Genomic DNA, 17,351 nt, shown 5'->3' with positions numbered 1-17,351 from the left:
GTTTTTGATTTAGAAATAAGGAAAACAACATGTTGAAAACCAGGATCAGCCTGGTCGCCCTGGCGATGATCGCCGCGACCCAGGCTCAGGCCAACGATCAGGCCGACAGCAAGGGCTTCGTCGAGGACAGCCACGCCAACGTCCTTCTGCGCAACGCATACATCAACCGTGACAAGAAGCACGGTACCGATGACCAGATCGAATGGGGCCAGGCAGCCATTGCCAACTTCTCCTCTGGCTTCACCCAGGGCACCGTCGGTGTCGGCGTCGATGCATTCGGCCTGTACGCCGTGCGTCTGGACGGCGGCAAAGGCCACAACGGTGGCGCCGGTGTCGACTTCTTCAAGCCGCACAACACCGTGAATGCCGATGGCAACGCCAGCGGCCCGCACGACCTGGCCCGTGCCGGCGCGGCCGTGAAGTTCCGCATCTCCAACACTGTGCTCAAGTACGGTGACCAGATGCCGGCACTGCCAGTGCTGCAATACGACGATGCCCGCCTGCTGCCAGAAAGCTTCACCGGCACCCTGATCACCTCCAAGGAGATCGCCGGCCTGGAGCTGAACGCTGGCCGTTTCACCCAGGAAGCTCGCAAGAGCGCCGAGCGTCGTGACGGTGGCGGCCTGAAGTCGATCAACGTCTTCGGCGGCAGCTACAAGTTCACCGACAACTTCACCGCTTCGCTGTACACCGCAGACAACGAAGATGTGATGAAGAAGCACTACCTGGGCCTGAACTACGTCTTCCCGATCGCCAGCGACCAGTCCCTGACCCTGGACTTCAACGGCTACAAATCGGACATCGACCACAAGTACGTGCAGGAAGCCGGCCTGAACGGCGACTCCAACACCATCTGGAGCCTCGCTGCGACCTACGCCTACGGCGCCCACTCGTTCACCCTCGCGCACCAGCGCAGCACTGGCAGCACCGGCTACAACTACGGCTGGTACCAGAATGAAGGCGGCGTGGGTGACGGTGGTTCGACCATCTACCTGGCCAACTCCTACTGGTCCGACTTCAACGCCGAAGACGAGCGCTCCTGGCAGCTGGGCTACGGCCTGGACTTCGGTGCCTACGGCATCCCGGGCCTGACCTACAAGCTGGCCTACGTGGTGGGTGACAACATCAACACCCGCAACGTCAAGAACCCGCAGGGCTTCGGCGAAGGTAAAGAGCGCGAGATCTTCAACCAGATCCGCTACGTCGTTCAGGACGGCCCGGCCAAGGACCTGTCGATCAAGCTGCGCAGCTCGTTCGTTCGCACCAACAACGCTGTACAGCAGAACGGCTACAACGACGACGGCAACGAAGTCCGCGTATTCGTCGAGTACCCGATCAGCATCTTCTGATCCTGACCGAGCGTCTCGAGCAGCCCCGGCCTAGGCCGGGGCTGTTTCTTTACGGCGCACGCTGGCCGCTGCCGGCGTAGCCGGTACTTCTCCCGTCTCCGGCGCAAAGCTGTCACTGCGCGCCATCCGCCACATCCGCGCATAGAACTCGCTTTTGATCGAGCCACTGAGCAATTCGCCGGGCTTGAGGAATTGGTGCAGGTCGGAAAACAGGCTGATCTCGCTGGTGCTGATACGTCGCGCCAGGTGTTTGGGCTTGAGTTCCGAGGGGTGCTCCAGCCCCGCTGCGGCGAGCATCTCGGCCAAGGCATGCAGCGTGTTGCGATGGAAGCTGGCTACCCGCTCGGCTTTATCGGGTACGACCAATGCGCGCTGGCGCAACGGGTCTTGCGTGGCGACGCCGGTCGGGCATTTGTTGGTGTGGCAGCTCTGCGACTGGATGCAGCCGATGGCGAACATGAAGCCACGCGCCGAGTTGACCCAGTCGGCGCCGATGGCCAATACGCTGGCAATATCGAACGCACTGACGATCTTGCCCGCTGCACCGATGCGGATGCTCGAACGCAGGTTCAGGCCAACCAGGGTGTTGTGCACGAACATCAGGCCTTCGCGCATTGGCACGCCCATGTTGTCGCTGAACTCCCGAGGTGCCGCGCCGGTGCCGCCTTCCTTGCCGTCGACGACGATGAAGTCCGGGGTAATGCCGGTGGCCAGCATGGCCTTGGCGATGCCCATGAACTCCCACGGGTGGCCCAGGCAGAACTTGAAACCCACCGGCTTGCCGCCCGACAGTTCGCGCAGGCTGGCAATGAACTGCAGCAACTCCACCGGGGTGCGGAACGCACTGTGCGCGGCGGGTGAGATACAGTCTTCGCCAACGCGCACGCCACGGGTGGCGGCGATTTCCGGGCTGACCTTGTGTGCCGGCAGAATGCCGCCGTGGCCGGGTTTGGCGCCCTGGCTGAGCTTGAGTTCGATCATCTTCACCTGCGGGCTGCGTGCCTGCTCGGCGAAGCGTTGCGCGTCGAAGCGGCCGTCTTCGGTGCGGCAACCGAAGTAGCCGCTGCCGATTTCCCAGATCAGGTCACCGCCGTGCTCGCGGTGGTATGGGCTGATGCTGCCCTCGCCCGTGTCATGGGCGAAACGGCCAAGGCGTGCGCCCTGGTTGAGCGCGGCAATCGCATTGGCACTGAGCGCGCCGAAGCTCATGGCCGAGATGTTGAAGATCGAAGCGGAGTAGGGCAGGCGGCATTGCGGCCCGCCAATGGCGATGCGGAACGAGGCCGGGTCGGGTGTGGCGACCGGCAGCATCGAGTGGCTGATGAACTCGAAGCCAGGCTTGTAGGCGTCGTTGAGCGTGCCGAAGGCTTTCTCGGCACTCTCGTTCTTGGCCCGGGCATACACCAGCGAGCGCTGCGAGCGGGAGAACGGAAGCTTGTCGTCATCGCCTTCGATCAGGTACTGGCGGATCTCTGGGCGGATGGTCTCGATCAGGTAGCGGATATTGCCCAGGATCGGGTAGTTGCGCCGCACCGCGTGGTGGCTTTGGCGCAGGTCGTTGAGGCCGACGAGGCTGAGCAGGGTGGTGACCACCGTCAGCGGCCAGAGCCAACTGTGCTGGGCAAGGAACGGGATGCTGGCGAAGGTGAACAGCAGGCACAGGGCCAGGCAGGCATAACGGCTGGGGAGGGAATCTTTCATGGGTCCATCGCAGGCTGGATGACGCGGCCTAGGATAGGCAAACCGCAGGTTCGGAAAACCAGGGGTTTTGGTAAAAGACTATTACCTGAGCGAGGGGGCTGGCTCACCTGGGCAGCAATACACTCACGCGCAAACCGCCGCCCTCGCGGTTTTGCAGCAGCAGTTCGCCGCCATGGCTGGTGGCGATGCGCTGGGCAATGCTCAGCCCCAGGCCATAACCACCGGATGCCTGGTTGCGCGAACCCTCGCCACGCACGAACGGGTCGGTGAGGGTGGCCAACAGGCCAGGGGCAATGCCAGGGCCGCGGTCGTCGACGTGGATGTACACGCCGGTGATGGCGGTTTCCAGCGTCACCGATACTTGGCTGGCATATCGCAGGGCATTGACCACCAGATTCTGCAGGCAGCGTTGCAGCAATAGGGCATCGACCCGCAGGCTGCCGCCCTTGCCATGTACAGGCAAGGGTTCCGCGCTGCTGGCAAGGTCGGCGCACAGCCGCGCCACCAGGCGGTCGAGGTCGACTTGCTGGAGGTTCTGCTGCTCGCCGGCGCGCAGGTAGTCGAGCACCTGGCCGATCATGTCGTCCATCTGGGTGATGTTCTGCCGCAGGCGTTCGCGCTGCTCGTCGTCTGGCAGCCGCTCCAGGCGCAGGCGCATGCGCGTCAGCGGGGTACGCAGGTCGTGGGACACGGCTGCCAGGAAGTAGGCCTTGTCGTTGACCATGGCAATCAGGCGCTGCTGCATGGCGTTGAAGGCCAGTGCGGCCTGGCGCACCTCTTCTGGGCCGTCCAGGGCCAGCGCCGGCTGCTCCAGGTTGCTGCCCAGTCCGCGAGCCGCGTCGGCCAGGCGCCGCAGTGGGCGCAAGCACAGGCGCACAGCGATCAGGCAAACCAGCAGCACGGCGACGATGCGCAGCGCGTAGACCCGCAGCAGGTAGTCGCTGATCAGCACCCACGCGGACTCACCACTCCAGCCCTGCAGCTCCTGGCCGTCGATGCTCAGCCAGTGGCCATCGGCCAACGGTACGGCGAACTGGATGTGCGCCTGGGCGGTGCGCAGGCCGAACAGGCTGCGCCAGACGATCGGCTGGCCCAGTTCATCAGTCAGTTGCACCTTCAGCAGGCGCACTTTCTGGGCGTGGCCCAGTTCGTAGTTGAGCGCCTGTTGCAGCAACAGCTCGGCGCGCCGGTGCCCGCGTCGCTGATGCTCCAGTTGCGCGGGTTCGCTCTCGGTGCAACGCAGTTGATAGTGTGCGGGCACCTGCCGGTGCTCTGTGTGGCAATCGGCCTGGGCTATCAGCGGGGCGCTGCGCGCGGCCATGACCCGGACGGGGGCCTCGAGCACCTGGGCGAACCGCACATCGAACCAGATGCTGCTCGACATCAACTGGATCACCAGCGTGCCGCTGACCATGATCAGCAACAGCTGACCAAACAACGTGCGCGGCCACAGGCGACGGAGCCAACGCATTTCAGCAGTCGGCCTCGTCGCGGGCGATGCTCAGCAAATAGCCCTCGTTGCGGATGGTCAGGATCTGGATATTGCCGGTTGGCGCGCGGCGCAGTTGCTGGCGCAGGCGGCTGATGCACATGTCTACCGAGCGATCGTCGGGGTGGTGGTCGCGGCCAAACGCACTGCGAGTCAGCTGATCACGCGAGACCACGCGGTTGTTGGCCTCCAGCAGTTCACGCAGCACCCGGTAATCGGAGCGCGGCAGGGTCAGGGTTGCGCCGTCCGGGCGGGTCAGCAGGCGCTTGACGTGGTCGAGGCTGAAGCCGGCGAAGCGCTGGGCTTCGGCGGTGGGCGCTTCGACAGGGGTATCCAGGCGTTGCGGGCGGCGCAGAACCGCCTTGATGCGGGCGATCAGCTCACGCGGTTCAAAGGGCTTGGCCAGGTAGTCATCAGCGCCCACTTCCAGGCCAATGATGCGATCCAGCGTGCTGCCCTTTGCCGACAGCATGATCACTGCCAGGCCCGGCGTCCCCTGCAACTGGCGGCACAGGCTCAAGCCGTCTTCGCCCGGCAGCATCAGGTCGAGCACCACCAGGTCGACCTTGCTCTCGGCCAAGTGCTGGCGCATGCCCTCACCGTCGGCGGCCGCCAGAACGGTATAGCCGGCATCGGTCAGGTAATCGCAAAGAAGTTCGCGGATCTCGTCGTCATCGTCGACAACCAGCAAGGTTGTGCTCATCGGGAAAAACACCTGTGCGGGGAGGGCGGGCAGCGCTCGTTACGTTCAATTACATCCCCGTACAAGCCGGGTATGGAGCCCAAGGGGCGGATCCCTAGAATCGTAACAAAAAATCATCTGCGAATACGAAGCCTTCCCAAATGAATCACAAGAGCGCCATGAACAACTTCAGTTCTGTTGTCCGGGGCGGCAGCCGCCTGCACCCGCTTGCCTTCTTTGTTGCCGTCGCCATCAGTGGCAGCGCCTTGGCTGCCGAAAGCCAGCCTTTGGAGCTGGATGCCACGCAGATCGAAGACAGTGCGCTTGTCACCGCAGATGAAACCGGCCAGCTCGGCTACACGGTGGAAAGCACCCGCAGCTCCACGGGCCTGAAGCTGACCCCACGGCAAACACCGCAATCGGTCACCACCATCACCCGCCAGCAGCTGGATGACCGCAACGTGCACTCCATCGAGCAAGCCCTGGACACCACGCCAGGTGTAAGCACCACCAAGTCCGAAGTGGGCGGGCGCACTGACTTCCGTGCCCGGGGCTACTCGATCAGCAACTGGAAGGTCGATGGCCTGCAGTTCCAGGGGGGCTCCGACTTCAGCGGCGGCGGCAACGCGCTGAACATGGACCTGTACGAGCGCATCGACATCGTCCGCGGCGCCAACGGCCTGCTTGGCGGCACCGGCGACCCGTCAGCCACCGTCAACCTGATCCGCAAGGCACCTACCAAAACATTTGGCGGCAGCGCCTACGCCACCTACGGCAGCTGGGACAAGCGCCGCCTGGGCGCCGACCTCAACCTGCCGCTGTCCGAAGACGGCCGCTTGCGTTCGCGGTTCGTGATGACACAGGGCGACGCCAACTCGTTCCGCGACAACCAGTCGGAGCGCTCGCGTGCAGCGTTGGCCAACTTCGAGTTCGACCTCGACGACGCCACTACCCTGGGTGCCGGTTACCAGTATGAATACAACAAGGTGGTCGGTGGCGGCTGGGGTGCCAACATCCCGATCTGGTACAAGGACGGCAGCAAGACCGACCTGCCACGCAGCACCAACGTGGTGCCAAGCTGGAGCTTTGGCGAGTACACCACCCGCACCGCCTTTGGCTCGTTGCAGCACCGCTTCGACAACGACTGGACCCTGGACCTGAAAGCAGCTCAAAGCACTGCCGAAGTGCTTAACCACCGTGGCCTGGCCAAGGTCAACTCGGCTGGCCGGGGCAGCTACGGCGGCTACTGGGACCAGGATGGCAGCGGCGCAGTGCTCAACGGCCTGCACAGCTCCAGCGACACCACCCAGCAGTCCGCGCAGATCGACCTGTCCGGCCCGTTCCAGCTGTTCGGCCGCACCCATCAGGCGATGGTCGGCTACAACGACAGCCGCACCGTGGCCTGGTCGCCGGAATACAGCTGCACCATGGTCAGCGACGACCGCGTCAGCGCGCCCTCGGTGGGCTGCCAGTTCCGCGCCAACAACGGCTTCCCGCTCACCGACTGGCACAATGGCGTGGACAGCGACTACGCCATGATCGCCTCGCGCACCGGCCGCCACAGCAAGACCACCACCCGCCTGCAGGGCATGTATGCCGCGACCCGGCTAAGCATCACCGACCCGCTGTCGGTAATCGTCGGCGTGCGCACCACCGACTATTCGGCGACCACCAACAGCGTCGCCGGGGTGCGCAGCAACCAGCAGAACACCGGTATTGTCACCCCGTACCTGGGGGCCGTGTACGACCTCAACGACACCTACTCGCTGTACGCCAGCTACACCGATATCTTCAACCCGCAGACAGCCGAGACCGAGAGCGGCACCAAAGTCGAGCCGATTCGTGGCCAGAGCTACGAGACCGGTATCAAGGGTGAGTGGCTGGATGGCCGCCTGAACGCGTCGGCCGCGTACTTCCGCACCAAGCAGCAGAACAAGGCAGTGCTCGACGATGGCCTGACCACGCCAACCGGTGGTGACGCCTACAAGGCTGGCACCGGGCAGGAAACCGACGGTATCGACCTGGAAATTGCCGGTGCGCTGACGCCGAATTGGAACGTGTATGGCGGTTATACCTACCTGCACTTCCGCCGCGTCGACAGCGATGGGCGCAGCGACCCGTCGCACCTGTTCAAGGCTTCGACCACCTATCGCCTGTCCGGCCCGCTGGACCGCCTGACTGTTGGTGCAGGGGTGAAGGCCCAGACCAACATCCGCGCCATCTCAAGCCCGGCGGGGCAGCCGGTCAACGGTGTGAGTGCGGGGGCGACCGATGTGAACTGGTCCGGTTATGCGATCTGGAATGCCATGGCCAAGTACCAGCTGACCGATGACACGTCGGTGAGCCTCAATGTCGATAACCTGTTCGACAAGCACTACTACACCCAGTACGGGTTCTATGCGGGGGCTATTTACGGCGATCCGCGCAATATGTCGCTGACGGTCAGCACCGCGTTCTGATCAAAGGGGGGGCCGCAGAGCGGCCCCTTTTGCGCGGCGGTTAGAGCGCAGCCTCTTCTTCAGGCATTTCATCCGTAACCATGACCCGCACATGTGCGCCGCACGGGTCTTCCATGCGCAAGCCAAAGTAACGGGAGTCGTTGGCATCCCAGAATGCCTCGACCTGCGCCATGGAGGCATTGGCAAGCAGCACTTCAGCGTTGTGCTCCAGGATGATCGAGTAACGGATTTCGGCATTCATTGCAGAAGGGCTCGCAGAGGAGGACTGAAAAACTCAGGGGCGGGTAAATCGCGATGCCATTATGCCAACCTGTTGATTTCCGGTACTCGCCACTCGTCGCGCAGTGCATACCGTTTGGGAGCCTCGCTTGCTGGCGAGGGGCCGCAAAGCGTCCCCCGGTTTCTGAGGTAGGGACGGTTACTGGAAAAGTGTTCGTCGGGGCAGACATGCTTGCTCCCACCGGTTCGCTATCGAGCTTGGGAGTGCGGCGTACTGAAAACAAAAAAGGCCCACCTTTCGGTGAGCCTTTTTTTTACTGCGTATGGTGCGGCACCAGGAGTCGAATCGCTATCTAGTACATGTTTTTATTGGTATTTTAGCGATTATTAAAAAATTCTATCTCTAAATCTATCCTGACATCCACGACAGTCTCCGTATTTACAGTGTGTGATACCTGCTGCACATGTTGAAGCTACTTGCCGGCCGCGCCAAGCTTTAGCTACTGTCTGGCAAGTGGCCAGTACCATGGGTCATACGACCCTGGGCAGCAGGAGGTTTGGTTTGCATGGATGCAGAGGATCCGCTTAAGCGATTAAGCCAATTAATATCAGCACGATACACACCGATAGATATAATTTTTGTTGATCGATTACTGGTTGTTTTATGCCAGGAGTTAGATGCGCCTGATATTTAAATGCGGTGTAGTATTACTCTAATTCAAGGATTGGGACATGAAAGTAGTAAGGATCGAAGTCAGCAATTTTCGTTTGTTGAAGAGCTTTTCTCTTGATCTTGAGAGCAATCTTTCTCTGGTGCTGGGTAAAAACAATAGCGGGAAAACTTCGCTGCTATCTGCCTTAGAGAAATTTATAAACTCTTCTGAGAGACATAAAATAGTTTTTGACGACTTTAATGTTGACCTAAAAGCAGCCTTGAATAAATTGGTGGGAGGGGTCGATCCGATAGGTTCGGAAAGTACTTATTCACCCTTAGGTATAACGTTAAAGTTGTATATTGAGTACGATGATGTCGATAATTTGTCAGCGGTAAGTCAGTTAATAATGAGCTTGGATCCGGATGACAATCATATTGTGCTTGGCTTTGAGTATCTGATTACTTACTCCCAGTTGACGTCGATGCGCAATGATTATAGTGCTGTAAAAGACAAGTATGACAACGATCCGAGTTTGTTTCTTAAAGAGAATCAGCATATTTACTTTGACCAAGTCCGGAAAAAAAGCTTTTCCTATAGTGATCCGAAAGTGTTCACAGACTTAACTAAAGAAAATATCAGCCTGGCTGACGTTGTATCATTCAGATCTATCGGTGCGAAGCGGAGTGTTACGAATAAAGATAACGATAAAACCCTCTCATCTCAAACTGCAATTATATACAAAAAGACATCTGAGAACCAAGAGCAGCAGGAGGCTGTCGAGGGTTTTAAGAAACAATTGCGATCAACGGATATAGAGCTAAGCGAAATCTATCAGGATATGTTTTCTGGGTTGTTGAGTAAAGTAGCAAAATTTGGAGGGTCTAGATTGTCGGAGACGCATATAAAAATTGCGTCCACCTTGCAGCACCGAGAGTTGCTGGATGGAAATACGACTGTGATGTATACCCATGATAAGCATGATTTGCCAGAACATTTTAATGGTCTTGGCTATATGAACTTAATCAGCATGATTTTTGAAATAGAAATGTTGATGAGTTCTTTTAGGCGGCCTAGCAAAGAAAATCCTGCCGCTATTAATTTGCTTTTTATTGAGGAGCCGGAAGCGCATACGCACCCTCAAATGCAATATACTTTTATAAAAAATATTAAATCTTTATTAAAAGAAAGTAGGCTGAGAGAGGATGGGGTAGAGATCCATCTTCAAACGATTATAAGCACTCATTCTTCTCATATAGTGGCGGAGTGTGATTTTGATGATATTAAGTATTTAAGAAAGTCGCCTCTTGCTAACAGTGTGGATGCAAAAAATCTCAAAGCTCTCAAGTCGGAGTATTCGTCTGATAATGCGGATGATAATGCCCAGGCTGAACTCTACTATAAGTTTCTTAAGCAGTATCTTACGTTAAATCGCGCTGAGCTATTTTTTGCCGATAAAGCAATACTAGTTGAGGGCGATACTGAGAAAATTCTTTTGCCAGCAATGATGCGGAAATTTGATCAAGAGGTTCCTGATGCTGGTGCCATACCGCTACTTTCTCAGAACATCTCAATTGTTGAGGTAGGGGCGCATGCTCAAATTTTTGAAAAATTTATTCATTTTATTGGCATTAAAGCTTTGATTTTGACCGATATAGATAGTGGTATTAAAGAGCTGCTTTTTGAAAAGGATGGGATTACTCCACAGCTGTATAAAAAAGGTACTCAAAAAATAGAGACTATAAAATGTCGTCCAGATGACCCTGCGGCAGACCATACAGCGAATGGATCGTTAATATTTTATCACGGTAAGGTTAGAGAGGACTTGGGCTACTTTACTTCACTTGGTGTTGAAGGTAAGGCTTTATCTAAAGTCGGAAACGAGTGGAAGGTAGATGTCGATGGCTGTGTTTTCCTAGCATATCAAACTAAAGATGACGGCTATCATGGAAGAAGCTTCGAGGATGCATTTTTTTCTATTAACAAGGCACTGCTTGGAACTGACCATGAGAAGTTCCCCTCTCTAACGCCTAAGTGGTTCAATAAGTATGTAAAAGGCGAGTGCGATGCATTCGAATTTGCAGAGAAAGCAGTTGGCAAAAAACCTTCGTTAGCGATTGAGATTTTGCTTAATAGTATACCTGACAAGAAATCTGACTTTTCCAATTGGAAAACACCTCACTATATCCAGGAGGGTTTGGAATGGTTGCGCAAATGAAGAGCTTAGTGGGGGTTAGTGAAGAGACGAGAAAGATTCTAGATACTATCAGTGAGGGCAAGAGTTTTTTACTGAGTGGTGGTGCTGGAAGTGGAAAAACATATTCATTGGTAGAGGTCATAACGAATTTGGTTACCCTCAAGCCTTTAGCGCGTGTAGCGTGTATAACCTACACGAACGCGGCGGTGCGGGAGATTGAGGGTAGAGCTAGTCATCCAAATCTACACGTTTCTACGATTCATGACTTTCTTTGGGGAGTAATCAAGCATTTTCAGGTTGAGCTAAAAGAAGTTCTGTTAGCGCTGATCAATGATGATGAAATATCGGCTTTTAAAGTTTTGGATGCTAATGGTGAATCGACAAAGTTAGCTGAGATTGAGGGGGAGGTTAGGTATAAAGAGTACGTAAAATTTAGGGAGGGGGTTATTTCTCATGATGAAGTTATTGTGCTTGCTAATGAGATGTTTAAGCGATATGACAAACTATGTCGAATTCTGAAAGATTGCTATCCATATGTACTGGTAGATGAGTATCAAGACACTCAGGCTGAGGTTGTGGATATACTTCTCACTCAGTTGACTAGAGTTGGCGATCCGAATGTTGTTGGGTTTTTCGGTGATGCAATGCAAGCAATTTATGACGAGGGAATAGGTGATTTAGATTCATACAAAGGGGAGGGGGTTGGGCAGGTAAGGGAAATAAAGAAGGAAGAAAATAGGAGGAATCCAAAAAATGTAATCGATTTGGCAAACAAGCTTCGGAGTGATGGACTTCACCAAGTGCCCTCTAAAGATTTGAATGCTCCTAATATGGACGAAGATGGAAATGTAAAGAGCGGGTGTATACAGTTTCTATACTCTTCGAATGATGATGTTAATATCGTAAAGAAATTTCTTGGCTGGAACTTTTCTGAGCCATCAGGCGCGAAAGAGCTGAATCTTACTCATAACCTAATCGCTGCAAAAGCAGGCTTTAGTGAGTTGATGAGGATTTATGATGGTGACAAGATTTTAGAGTATGTCCGTAGAGTAAAAAATTATATTAAGAAGAGTGATGCTGATTTCGTCTCTGATGGAAAAACATTTGGAGAAGTCCTGCTCGAGTTGAAGTGTGGGAAAGTTGGTAAAGCCCTAAAAGACATTGAGCCCACAGACGGCATGGCGGCATATATTGCGGAGCATCAAGCCGTATATAATGAAGCACTGGGATATCAATATAGTGAGTTGGCTTCTCTATATGTGGATAAAGACCAACTAATAGATGATCAAAAGTCTGATAGAGGTGAGTTGGGACGGGGTGGTGGTAACAGGGATGACCTTATAAAGCATTTGTTTAAAATACAAAAAAATGTCCAATTGTATTTGGAAGGGAACTTTAACGAGTTTCTCCGGATAACTGAGCATGCCGTTACATCGAAAAATGATAAAGTTAGATTGAAGGAGAAGGTTGTAAGTTTATCTCAAGTCGATGGCAAGACGGTACAGCAAGTTATCGATGAGGCAAATACAGGGGGGCTTGTTAGAGTTGATGATCGTCTTCAATCATTTGTTGAGTCAAAACGCTATATCTACAACCAAGTGGCCGCGCTCCCATTTGTACAATTTCAAAAGCTATTTGAATATCTTGAAGGGTTTACGCCGTTCTCTACTCAGCATAAAACCAAAGGCCGGGAGTTTCCTGATGTTCTAGTTGTTCTCAATAATGGTCGGTGGAATTCCTATAACTTTGAGTATCTATTCACTGATCGTGCGGATAAAGAGAGTGTAGTGAGCCGAACGCGAAAGATTCTGTATGTATGCTGTACCCGTGCAAAGTCGAATTTAGCTTTATTTTATCATTCACCATCTGATGCCGTTATTGAGAAGGCGAAGGTTTGGTTTGGGAATGAAAATGTTAGAAGCTTAGATTAAGTTTCCAAATGAAAAGTAGTGCCTGATACTACCTGGGGATGTCAGGTCGCGTCAGGCAATGCTTACTGATTGTGAGAACATATCTACTTGGTAAAATTTTGATTGATTGTTGGCGCCTAAATGCTGTAGTTATAATATTTTCCAGTGTCGTAATCGTAAAGGGAAATGCTTTTACCATTTACGGTTCCACAAAAATGCTTTTGCGTGTCGTAGTCATAGCCATCAAATTTTTCTCCATTAATTTTCAGGTTTACATGCTTTGAATTTCCGTAGTCATAAAAGTCCAGCGAGTTGTTACTATTTCCGGAAAAAAAGGTAGATGTTGTGTAGTCGTATCCTTCAACTTTTCCATGGGCGATGTTAGCTGAAATACTCCTATGGCATGAAGCCGAGTAATCGTAGATAGAGCTAATTTTTTTCTTATTGGCGGCAGCTCCGACAACTGCGGCAACTCTAACTCGTGTTGTTTCTTTCACTAATCATATCTCCATTTTTTATTCAATCGTAAAGTAATGAGCTCAGCAGTCAGCTTATAGAAGTAGCGCGTGTAAGCGGCTCGATGTTGTATTTTCGTACGCAGAAACCATATCACATGTTTTCTTTGCCATGTCCAAGGATTGTCTCGGTGCCAGCGCTCAGCTATTGCTGTTTGAATGGCCTTCGCCTGATGCAGATGGCGTTGGCGCGTGGTATACGATCCGGTTAGGACGCCCGCTAGGAAAAGATCCATGTCGAATCCCGTGCTCATGCTCGACCACCAATGTACGAGGCCACTACGACGACACGGTTATACCCCAGTTCATAACTGATTTGTATCCGAGCATCCTGATCTAGGCGTCGGTCGATTAGGTAGCAGTGTCCACCGTTAATCGGGGCAGGATGCTCAGTGAGTTGCTCATAACGTTCACACGCAAAGGCAGCTCTTAGCTCGTGGAAGCCTTTGAGGTGGTGTGTTTGCAGGATGTCTCGCGCAGGGCGAACGATTCGTCGATGGAAATCAAGGTAGCATTCATTCTGCGCGATCAAGTTGCGGCTACCCGCAGGCGACACCTGCCGTGCAAACTCAAGTGCACTTCGAACATGGTGATCCACTGCAATCCAACGGGGCGCCGAGGCGCAGGCGCGGCCGCCTTTGGTGCCATCCTGAATGTTAATCCTACCTAGATTGCTAGCCTCACGGCTTAACCGTGGCAGGTCAGCCAAGATGGCCTCACGCAAGCGCATACAGGTAGCTCGTGCTAACAGAATGATCGCGGCGGCCCGTAGCTGATGATGGCGGCAAAGCGTATCGACGATCTGCTTAACCTGTTTACGATCTTGGCCCTGCGGCACCGACTGGCGAAGCCCGGTGCGCTGCATACCTAACGCCTTGCTCGGACTTGGTAACTTCACGCACTGATCACCGCGAAGCGCTGCCATGGTCCTGTTAACGGTGGATAGCCGATTTTGTGCAGTGCTGACGGCGAGGTCACCGCGCCCAGCCACGTCGCGCAGATATGCCGCGTAGTCGGCCAACACTTTCCGATCAATCAGCCGCGCATCATTGATACCTGGCCCTTTTTCGGAGCGGCACCACTTCACGAATGCTTGCCACCGATCACTGTGCGCCTTGACCGTGCCGTAGTGGCCACCGCAGAACATGTCTTTCAGCGCCTGCGGTCCTGCGTAGCTCAATTGCCTGCCGTAGCCGAAATTGCGACCATCGCGTATACCCACCGGTGCCATGTCGGTCACCTCATCTGCCGTTCTCCGCTCCTCGCCCACGTCATCCCGCCAAGAATGTTGAGTGTTATTAGGGATCAAGGCCCCTGCGACCTGTGGGGAATGTCCTCTACGCGGGACTGGCGGCTCCTTACGACCGGGAGCAAGGGCATCTCATGATCTGGCCTCCTGAACACCTTTACCGGTGGGCGGGTGGAGGCTGCATTGGCTGACGAGACCAGTGCCGCGATATCCTGAGCCAGGTGCAAGCAGCAATGCGATGACCGGGGCATGCCTGACTGTCAGTCAGGTGCAGTCCATTCCTTGGTCGGCGGCACCATCATCTACAGCGCTGTTGCTGGTGACATCGGCGTTTGTCACGCCGATTGTCACGAGGGGGAATGCCGCAAAGCCATGTGCGATCAGGGCTGCAGCAGTGGTAGAAGTGCCCGTCTCTTTTCAGGAAAAGAGACGGGCACAGGTTGGCGCAGTATTCGGCCAAGCGGATAGGTTGCTGCAGGGCAGCGAGGTACGGAGCATCTGGCGCACGAGCGCTTTATGTGTAACAGCATCCATCACATGGGTAGTGACCGGGCGAGCTGCCGAATGCTAATCGCCCTTGGGGAGAGCCACCGCAGGAGCGGCGTGACCTTTAAGGTTCGGGTCATCTGGGGTGCTGTCATCCACAGCGCTTGCAACTCCCGGTCTACGTATGTGGACAATGTTCGTCAAGCAAAGCGATTTCAGGGATTTAGCGCCTGTGGATAAAACTATCCCCGGTGGACATCAGCGGTTTTTCACAGACGTACGTTGTGCCATTAGACTTTTCTTAGGATTGGTCCTTTCAAGCGGGGGGCTTTGCAGCCCGTTTGAAAGGACCCGTGCGGAGGAGCCTCATGCGGTGCTGTGGGTAACTTCACTGCGAGTTTGAGGTGGTGCGGCGGCTTACAGGGTCTAGCTGCCAGGCGCTTGAGAGATAACAATCTGGGGGGCGGAGCCGGCATCGTTCGAGGGCAAGGTCAGGCTCGTGCGAAAGCCGAGCTTGTCGAGCATGTCCATCATGGCGTCGAGCGTGAACTTCTCGATCTTGCCATTAGCCAGCTCGGAGATGCGCGATTGGGTTACGTTCAACCTGAGCGCAGCTTCATGCTGCTTGAGACCCATTTTCTTGATGCAGTCCGTGATGAAGATCGACAGGTCCATCTTCAAGGCCATCTTGCTGGCGGTGTCCGCATCATGGGTGGCGTGGAAGGGGCTTTCGTGAAATTGAAGCGCCATGGGCTGGCCTCATCAAGGATTATCTAAAATTTACGATAAAATCGTAGCGGTCCCTGGGTGGCAAGTCAAAGCGTTTCTCTTGGAGATCCGACAATGCGGTCTGCGTGTCGGTCAAGATTGCTGGGGCTGCTTCGCAGCCCATCGCCGGCAAGCGCGGCTCCCTCCGGTTCGCAATTGAGCTTGGGAGTGCGGCGCACTGAAAACAAAAAAGGCCCACCTTTCGGTGAGCCTTTTTTGATACTGCGTATGGTGCCGGCACCAGGAATCGAACCCGGGACCTACTGATTACAAGTCAGTTGCTCTACCATCTGAGCTATACCGGCAATGGGGCGTCATTATAACGATCGTTTGGCGCCTGTAAACCACTTCCTTGCGATTGCGTGCAAATACCTAAGTTACCGGTCTGAAAGGAGAATTTTCCTACCAGCCGCGGTGGATGGTGTTGACGCTCGGCTCGGTTTTTCCAGGGTTGAAAAACAGCTTGTCGTTGTCGCAGCCACGCTTGCGGCAGGGGCTTTCGACGCGCAGGGGTAGGCCGTTGTCGCCACCCAGCTGCATGCCGGGGGTGTTCCAGTCCAGGTTGCTGGCAGGGTGCGGGGCAGGGCTGTGGCTGCAGGCGCCCAGAGTGAGGGTGAAGGTCAGCAGGGCAAAGGATTTGGCTTGGGTCACGATGGTTTAGTCCGTTAGTCCATTGTCGGTTCTGGCGCAACGCCAGACGGTCGCAGGGCTGGCGGGCAGCGTGCGACGTAGCTTTTTAATGATTTGGGGAGCGGATGATACACCGTCCGGCCTCTTCGCGGGTGAACCCGCTCCCACAGGGGCCGTGGTGATTTTGTGAGGGATTTCTGAACTTGAGGCCAAATGCTTCAGGATTGGGGGATTTGGGAATTATCCTACGCGCGCAGTCGACCGTTCACTGTTGGCGGTGAAATGACCCGGGGCTAACGTTCTCGGGTCGCCAATGCTGGTGACCGGGTGTGAGAACCCGATTTGAATGTAGTGGCTGCGTTATGGCAACCGTGCGCGGGCAGATTTCGGTCTGGCCGAGCTTCCTATGTTCACTCGGTTTCTCACCCCGTGTACGGTTGCCGCCTTTGTTCCGTGAGAAAGAATGAGAGTGGCAATCCCTGTCAGAACATAGGGATTTCCATTATGAAAAAGATCGTTCCTGATCCACCCCGCTGCTTAATCCAAACCCCATATTTCTCTGTCCACAGCGACATTTCCCCCCAAGATGCCTTCACCCACGGCGCCGAGCTGATCCGTGGCGTAGCCGAAACCATCGATGAACACTGCCGCGTCCACGCCGGCGAGCCTGGCTTGAACACCTTGGCCAATGCTGCCTTTGCGGCAGAATCAGCATTGATCCTGTTCCAGCACGCGGTAGCGAGCATGAGCGATGAAGAGGGGCCGGCGCATGAGTGATGCCGTTAAAACCATCGTCACGGCCGGCGTGGAGACCTTCCTGGAAGCCGGAAACCCAACAATGGACCTGTTATGCGTACAGCCGGGTATCCCGATTGACCATGCCTACGAGCATGTGTCGGTGCTGCTCGGCTATATCAAGCACCTGGTGCGCGAGGGGGACATGGAGGACGACCATAAGCTGTTGGGTGCTGCGGATTATCTGTTGGCGCTGGCCAAGGCGCTGATGAACGATATCGAAATTGCCAAGAACAACGTGCATTGATG

At 55.1% G+C, this 17,351-nt stretch carries 14 protein-coding genes and 1 tRNA gene; 6 read left to right on the top strand and 9 right to left on the bottom strand.

Annotation, left to right across the window (positions count from 1 at the left end):
• Positions 1 to 29 precede the first annotated feature (29 nt).
• The gene (locus tag H040_RS11945; protein WP_027917595.1) at positions 30 to 1,349 is read left to right on the top strand and encodes an OprD family porin; all 1,320 of its coding nucleotides are present in this window, start codon (positions 30 to 32) and stop codon (positions 1,347 to 1,349) included.
• A 30-nt stretch (positions 1,350 to 1,379) separates the two neighbouring features.
• On the opposite strand, the gene H040_RS11940 is transcribed toward H040_RS11945, so the two are convergent.
• The 3 genes from H040_RS11940 to H040_RS11930 form a co-directional block, all read right to left on the bottom strand.
• Positions 1,380 to 3,050: an FMN-binding glutamate synthase family protein gene (locus tag H040_RS11940; protein WP_027917594.1), complete on the bottom strand. Its 1,671-nt coding sequence runs from the start codon at positions 3,048 to 3,050 to the stop codon at positions 1,380 to 1,382.
• Positions 3,051 to 3,153: 103 nt separating this feature from the next.
• Entirely contained in the window at positions 3,154 to 4,521 is a 1,368-nt protein-coding gene (locus tag H040_RS11935) for an ATP-binding protein (protein WP_027917593.1), read from the bottom strand.
• Between the two features lies 1 nt (position 4,522).
• Positions 4,523 to 5,242, bottom strand: coding sequence for a response regulator (locus H040_RS11930; protein ID WP_027917592.1), 720 nt, complete (start codon positions 5,240 to 5,242; stop codon positions 4,523 to 4,525).
• A 158-nt stretch (positions 5,243 to 5,400) separates the two neighbouring features.
• Between H040_RS11930 and H040_RS11925 the strand changes: the two genes are divergently transcribed.
• Positions 5,401 to 7,680, top strand: a complete 2,280-nt coding sequence (locus tag H040_RS11925) for a TonB-dependent siderophore receptor (protein WP_371260233.1) — start codon at positions 5,401 to 5,403, stop codon at positions 7,678 to 7,680.
• 40 nt (positions 7,681 to 7,720) lie between these two features.
• On the opposite strand, the gene H040_RS11920 is transcribed toward H040_RS11925, so the two are convergent.
• Positions 7,721 to 7,921, bottom strand: coding sequence for a hypothetical protein (locus tag H040_RS11920; RefSeq protein WP_027917590.1), 201 nt, complete (start codon positions 7,919 to 7,921; stop codon positions 7,721 to 7,723).
• Positions 7,922 to 8,631: 710 nt separating this feature from the next.
• Between H040_RS11920 and H040_RS11915 the strand changes: the two genes are divergently transcribed.
• Both H040_RS11915 and H040_RS11910 read left to right on the top strand, forming a co-directional pair.
• Entirely contained in the window at positions 8,632 to 10,770 is a 2,139-nt protein-coding gene (locus H040_RS11915) for an ATP-dependent nuclease (protein WP_027917589.1), read from the top strand.
• Complete coding sequence (locus H040_RS11910; protein ID WP_027917588.1) at positions 10,755 to 12,680, top strand: ATP-dependent helicase; 1,926 nt, start codon at positions 10,755 to 10,757, stop codon at positions 12,678 to 12,680. Before H040_RS11915 ends, H040_RS11910 begins: the two co-directional genes overlap by 16 nt.
• Before the next feature lie 116 nt (positions 12,681 to 12,796).
• Here the strand turns inward: H040_RS11910 and H040_RS11905 are convergent, their stop codons facing one another.
• The 5 genes from H040_RS11905 to H040_RS11875 all read right to left on the bottom strand — a co-directional run bounded on the left by H040_RS11905 (position 12,797) and on the right by H040_RS11875 (position 16,328).
• Positions 12,797 to 13,156, bottom strand: a complete 360-nt coding sequence (locus tag H040_RS11905; protein WP_081784252.1) for a hypothetical protein — start codon at positions 13,154 to 13,156, stop codon at positions 12,797 to 12,799.
• A gap of 268 nt (positions 13,157 to 13,424) precedes the next feature.
• The gene (locus H040_RS11895) at positions 13,425 to 14,405 is read right to left on the bottom strand and encodes an integrase domain-containing protein (protein WP_027917587.1); all 981 of its coding nucleotides are present in this window, start codon (positions 14,403 to 14,405) and stop codon (positions 13,425 to 13,427) included.
• Positions 14,406 to 15,335: 930 nt separating this feature from the next.
• Complete coding sequence (locus H040_RS11885) at positions 15,336 to 15,659, bottom strand: helix-turn-helix domain-containing protein (protein WP_027917586.1); 324 nt, start codon at positions 15,657 to 15,659, stop codon at positions 15,336 to 15,338.
• A gap of 247 nt (positions 15,660 to 15,906) precedes the next feature.
• A tRNA-Thr gene (locus tag H040_RS11880) sits at positions 15,907 to 15,982 on the bottom strand.
• Between the two features lie 97 nt (positions 15,983 to 16,079).
• On the bottom strand, positions 16,080 to 16,328 hold the full coding sequence (locus H040_RS11875) for a hypothetical protein (RefSeq protein WP_027917585.1): 249 nt from the start codon (positions 16,326 to 16,328) through the stop codon (positions 16,080 to 16,082).
• A 483-nt stretch (positions 16,329 to 16,811) separates the two neighbouring features.
• Between H040_RS11875 and H040_RS11870 the strand changes: the two genes are divergently transcribed.
• Both H040_RS11870 and H040_RS11865 read left to right on the top strand, forming a co-directional pair.
• Entirely contained in the window at positions 16,812 to 17,084 is a 273-nt protein-coding gene (locus H040_RS11870; protein ID WP_027917584.1) for a hypothetical protein, read from the top strand.
• A complete protein-coding gene (locus tag H040_RS11865; RefSeq protein ID WP_027917583.1) occupies positions 17,077 to 17,349 on the top strand; it encodes a DUF3077 domain-containing protein in 273 nt (90 codons plus the stop codon). The genes H040_RS11870 and H040_RS11865 overlap by 8 nt, the downstream gene beginning before the upstream one ends.
• Positions 17,350 to 17,351 lie beyond the last annotated feature (2 nt).

Source organism: Pseudomonas sp. URMO17WK12:I7 (assembly GCF_003269045.1).
GTDB classification, from domain to species: Bacteria; Pseudomonadota; Gammaproteobacteria; order Pseudomonadales; family Pseudomonadaceae; genus Aquipseudomonas; species Aquipseudomonas putida_J.
This window is presented reverse-complemented; position numbering and strand designations above follow the sequence as displayed.

Coding starts and splice junctions, on each gene's coding strand:
- H040_RS11945 (WP_027917595.1), top strand. CDS start 30: ATGTTGAAAACCAGGATCAGCCTGGTCGCCCTGGCGATGATCGCCGCG.
- H040_RS11940 (WP_027917594.1), bottom strand. CDS start 3,050: ATGAAAGATTCCCTCCCCAGCCGTTATGCCTGCCTGGCCCTGTGCCTG.
- H040_RS11935 (WP_027917593.1), bottom strand. CDS start 4,521: ATGCGTTGGCTCCGTCGCCTGTGGCCGCGCACGTTGTTTGGTCAGCTG.
- H040_RS11930 (WP_027917592.1), bottom strand. CDS start 5,242: ATGAGCACAACCTTGCTGGTTGTCGACGATGACGACGAGATCCGCGAA.
- H040_RS11925 (WP_371260233.1), top strand. CDS start 5,401: ATGAACAACTTCAGTTCTGTTGTCCGGGGCGGCAGCCGCCTGCACCCG.
- H040_RS11920 (WP_027917590.1), bottom strand. CDS start 7,921: ATGAATGCCGAAATCCGTTACTCGATCATCCTGGAGCACAACGCTGAA.
- H040_RS11915 (WP_027917589.1), top strand. CDS start 8,632: ATGAAAGTAGTAAGGATCGAAGTCAGCAATTTTCGTTTGTTGAAGAGC.
- H040_RS11910 (WP_027917588.1), top strand. CDS start 10,755: ATGGTTGCGCAAATGAAGAGCTTAGTGGGGGTTAGTGAAGAGACGAGA.
- H040_RS11895 (WP_027917587.1), bottom strand. CDS start 14,405: ATGGCACCGGTGGGTATACGCGATGGTCGCAATTTCGGCTACGGCAGG.
- H040_RS11885 (WP_027917586.1), bottom strand. CDS start 15,659: ATGGCGCTTCAATTTCACGAAAGCCCCTTCCACGCCACCCATGATGCG.
- H040_RS11870 (WP_027917584.1), top strand. CDS start 16,812: ATGAAAAAGATCGTTCCTGATCCACCCCGCTGCTTAATCCAAACCCCA.
- H040_RS11865 (WP_027917583.1), top strand. CDS start 17,077: ATGAGTGATGCCGTTAAAACCATCGTCACGGCCGGCGTGGAGACCTTC.